This is a genomic window from Sulfitobacter sp. HI0040 (assembly GCF_001634885.1).
In the GTDB taxonomy this organism is placed as follows: Bacteria; Pseudomonadota; Alphaproteobacteria; order Rhodobacterales; family Rhodobacteraceae; genus Sulfitobacter.
In genome coordinates this window covers 1-4,048 of sequence record NZ_LWEX01000129.1, presented here as the reverse complement: position 1 = coordinate 4,048, position 4,048 = coordinate 1, and the positions used below count along the sequence as shown (strand labels likewise).

General features: G+C 65.3%; 4 protein-coding genes. All 4 read left to right on the top strand.

The genetic code is table 11. The annotated features are described in order from the left end of the window. Positions 1 to 247: 247 nt before the first annotated feature. Genes A3728_RS09385 through A3728_RS09370 form a run of 4 tightly spaced genes read left to right on the top strand, consistent with a single transcriptional unit; the run spans position 248 to position 3,913 of the window. A complete protein-coding gene (locus A3728_RS09385) occupies positions 248 to 1,150 on the top strand; it encodes a DMT family transporter (protein ID WP_067922602.1) in 903 nt (300 codons plus the stop codon). Between the two features lie 32 nt (positions 1,151 to 1,182). Beyond that, the gene (eno, locus tag A3728_RS09380) at positions 1,183 to 2,460 is read left to right on the top strand and encodes a phosphopyruvate hydratase (RefSeq protein WP_067922599.1); all 1,278 of its coding nucleotides are present in this window, start codon (positions 1,183 to 1,185) and stop codon (positions 2,458 to 2,460) included. 2 nt (positions 2,461 to 2,462) lie between these two features. Continuing rightward, positions 2,463 to 2,981, top strand: a complete 519-nt coding sequence (locus A3728_RS09375; RefSeq protein WP_082851013.1) for a GNAT family N-acetyltransferase — start codon at positions 2,463 to 2,465, stop codon at positions 2,979 to 2,981. Positions 2,982 to 3,028: 47 nt separating this feature from the next. After that, on the top strand, positions 3,029 to 3,913 hold the full coding sequence (locus A3728_RS09370) for a fatty acid desaturase (protein WP_067922596.1): 885 nt from the start codon (positions 3,029 to 3,031) through the stop codon (positions 3,911 to 3,913). The last annotated feature ends 135 nt before the right edge of the window (positions 3,914 to 4,048 follow it).

Below are 4,048 nucleotides of genomic sequence, written 5' to 3'. Positions count from 1 at the left end.
GACGGTAACGGCCACCGCCGGGCCCAGCAGAATGTAGACCGGGGCTGACACGGCGGCGAACAATGCCGCCCCTGCCGCCGCGACCACGAGGGTCAGCAGCGTATCACCGATGGGGTGCGCGGGGTTTGGCCATCTCATGCCTCTGGCTACCACCGGGCGCAGGGCGCCGCCACCACCCCTTGCCCCTGCCGTGCAAAAGGTTCATGGCCCGGAGCAGACGGACAGCCTGCGGCGAAGGAGCGAACCCATGGACAATCTGCGCGGCGCCCTGCTGATGGTCGCGGCCATGGCCGGTTTCGCCATCGAGGACATGTTCATCAAGCTGACCGCCGACGCCCTGCCGGTGGGGCAGATCATTGCCATGCTGGGCCTCGGCGGGGGGATCATCTTTGCCGTGGTCCTGCGGGCGCAGGGCAAGGCGCTGTGGTCGCCCGACATGGCCAACCTGCCGATCCTTCTGCGGGGCATAGGCGAGATCACCGGCACGCTCGGCTTCGTGACGGCCATCGCGCTCACCCCGATCTCCTCCGCCTCGGCCATCCTGCAGGCCACCCCGCTGGCGGTGACGCTGGGGGCGGCGCTGTTTCTGCGCGAACCCGTGGGCTGGCGCCGTTGGAGCGCTATCGCCGTCGGCTTCGCGGGGGTCCTGCTCATCATCCGCCCGGGGCTCGAAGGGTTCGATGCACGGTCGCTCTTTGCGGTACTGGGGGTCGTGGGCCTCGCCCTGCGGGATCTGGCGACGCGGCGCGTGCTGCCGGGCACATCGTCCATGCAACTGAGCTTTCTGGCCTTCGTGGTTCTGGTACCCGCCGGTATCCTGCTGATGATCTTCGCCGCCACACCCGCGGTGCTGCCGGACGGTCTGCAGGCGATATATCTTGCGGGCGCGGTGACCATCGGGGTCTTCGCCTACTACGGCATCGTGGCGGCCATGCGGGTGGGCGAAGTTTCCTTCGTCACGCCCTTCCGCTATTCGCGGATGCTCTTCGCGCTGATCGTGGGCATCGTCGTCTTCGCGGAAAGCCCCGACAGGCTCACCCTGCTGGGGGCTGCGATCATCGTGGCCTCGGGCATCTACACCGTCTGGCGTGAGCGCAAACATGGCCGCCGCACCGCCGCCAGCCTTTCCAAGCCCGCACCCGCGGGCTAAAAGCCGCCAAACCCCCCGCCAAAGGACCCAACATGAGCACCATCGTCGACATCCACGCCCGCGAAATCCTCGACAGCCGCGGCAACCCCACCGTCGAAGTCGACGTGACACTGGAAGACGGCACCATGGGCCGGGCGGCAGTGCCCTCCGGCGCCTCGACGGGCGCCTACGAGGCGGTGGAACGCCGCGACGGGGACAAGGCGCGTTATTTCGGCAAGGGCGTGCTGGAGGCCTGTGCCAGCGTGAACGGCGAGATCGCCGAGGCGCTGGCGGGGATCGACGCGACAGAACAGGTCGAGATCGACGGCATCATGATCGAGCTGGACGGCACCGACAACAAATCCCGCCTCGGGGCGAATGCGATCCTCGGCGTGTCGCTGGCTGCCGCCAAGGCCGCTGCCGATTACTGCACCCAGCCGCTTTACCGCTACGTGGGGGGAACCTCTGCCCGGGTCCTGCCGGTGCCGATGATGAACATCATCAACGGCGGCGAACATGCCGACAACCCGATCGACATTCAGGAATTCATGATCATGCCCGTCGCCGCGGAAAACATCCGCGATGCGGTGCGCATGGGGGCGGAGGTTTTTCACACGTTGAAAAAAGAGCTTTCCGCCGCCGGGCTGGCGACCGGGGTCGGGGATGAGGGCGGCTTTGCCCCCAACATCAGCTCCACCCGTGATGCGCTTGATTTCATTTTGAAATCCATCGAGAAAGCAGGCTACAAACCGGGAGAGGATATTCACCTCGCCCTCGATTGCGCCGCCACCGAATACTTCAAGAACGGCTCCTATGTCCTCTCAGGGGAGGGCAAAACCCTCTCCAGTGAGGAGAATGTGGATTACCTTGCCGCGCTGGTGAAGGACTATCCGATCATTTCCATCGAGGACGGCATGTCCGAAGACGATTGGGACGGTTGGAAAGCCCTGACCGCCGCCATCGGGGACAAGGTCCAGCTGGTGGGTGACGACCTTTTCGTGACGAACCCCGAAAGGCTCGCGCAGGGGATCGAGCGGCGCTCGGCCAATGCCATGCTGGTCAAGGTCAACCAGATCGGCAGCCTGACCGAAACGCTGAAGGCCGTGGAAATGGCCCATCGCGCCGGGTTCACCAACGTCATGTCCCACCGCTCCGGCGAGACGGAGGATGCCACCATCGCCGATCTGGCCGTGGCCACCAACTGCGGGCAGATCAAGACCGGCAGCCTCGCGCGGTCGGACCGGCTGGCCAAGTACAATCAACTGATCCGGATCGAGGAAATGCTCGGCGAAACCGCGGAATACGCCGGTCGGTCGATCCTGCGCGGCTGATCGTGAAGGCGGCTGGGGTCAGCATCACACCGGCCACCACGGCGGCGGAGCTTGCCGCCGTGCAGACGCTGTGCTGGTCCTACCGCGCCTATCTCGAAAACTTCGCCCCGGTGGAACGCCGCCTCACCGAAGTTTTCTATCCGCCCGCGAAATACGAAGCGCTGATGGGGGAGCTTGCGCATATCCATGCCCGCCCGCGGGGGATCATCCTGCTCGCACGGCAAGGCGATACCCCGGTGGGCTGCGGCATGACCCAACCGCTCGATGACGCGACAGCTGAGATCAAACGCGTTTATGTCAGCGATGCGGCCCGGGGTCTGGGCATCGCGCGGCAGATTTGCGCGCAACTCGTCGTACAGGCCCGGCGGGACGGCTTTGACCGGGTTGTGCTGGACACTTCGCGCGCCTTCGATGCGGCCCGCCGCCTTTACGCCGGGCTGGGGTTTGTCGAAACCGGTCCCTACCAACCGATTCCCGAAGAAATGCTGCCGCATCTGTGCTTCTTCCAGAAGCGGCTCTGACGCATCCCGCCCTTGCGCAAGGCCAATCTCAGGCGCACCTTGGCCATATGGATCACCGCGCGTTCATCGCCACACTGCCGCCCCAGCAAAAGGCAGCACTTCACCGCCGGTCGGATGCCGCCGGGCTGAAGCATCTGGCGGGGCATCTGGGCCTTCTGCTGGCAATGGGTGCCTATATCGGCTTCGGTGGCCCCTTCTGGCCCGTGCTGCTGCTGCCCTATGGCATCGTGCTGATGTTCCTCTTTACGCTCAGCCATGAATGTACCCATGCCACGCCCTTCGCCCGGCCCTGGATCAGCGACGTAGTGGGCCACGCGCTGTCGCTTCCCCTGCTTCTGCCCTTCACCTGGTTCCGGTATTTCCACCTCGCGCATCACAAATACACCAACGACCCGGAGCGCGATCCCGAGATTGCAGGCCATCCCCGGCCCACGACCTGGCGCGACTATCTGATCTACTTGTCCGGCTGGGGCTACTGGACCGGCAACCTGAAAACACTGTTCCGCAATGCCGCAGGCCGGATCGACGCGCCCTACCTGCCGGAACGCCGCCATGCCCGGATGCGGCAAGAGGCGCGTATCCTGCTTGCGCTCTACGCCGGATTGCTGCTCTCGCTACTGTTCAGCCCCGCGGTGTTCTGGCTGTGGATCCTGCCCGCGTTGCTGGGCCAACCCATTTTGCGGCTCTACCTGCTGGCAGAGCATGGTCATTGCCCGCCGGTCGCGAACATGCTGGAAAACACGCGGACGACGCTCACGAACCGGGCGGTGCGGTTTCTCGCGTGGAACATGCCCTTTCACGCCGAACATCACGCCATGCCCGCCGTACCGTTCCACGCCCTCCCGGCCCTGCATCAGGACATTCGCGCGCATCTGGCTTCCCTCTCGCCGAGCTATCGCAGCTTCACCGCCGAATACTTACGCAAACTCTGACGCGCCCTCCGTATTTCCAAATGGCCGAAAATCCCGGGGGTCCGGGGGCAGCGCCCCCGCTACGCCTCGATCAACCCCTGCGACGGGAGGCTCACCCGGCCCCCGCCCACAGCCGCCCGCACGCCGGTCGTTCCG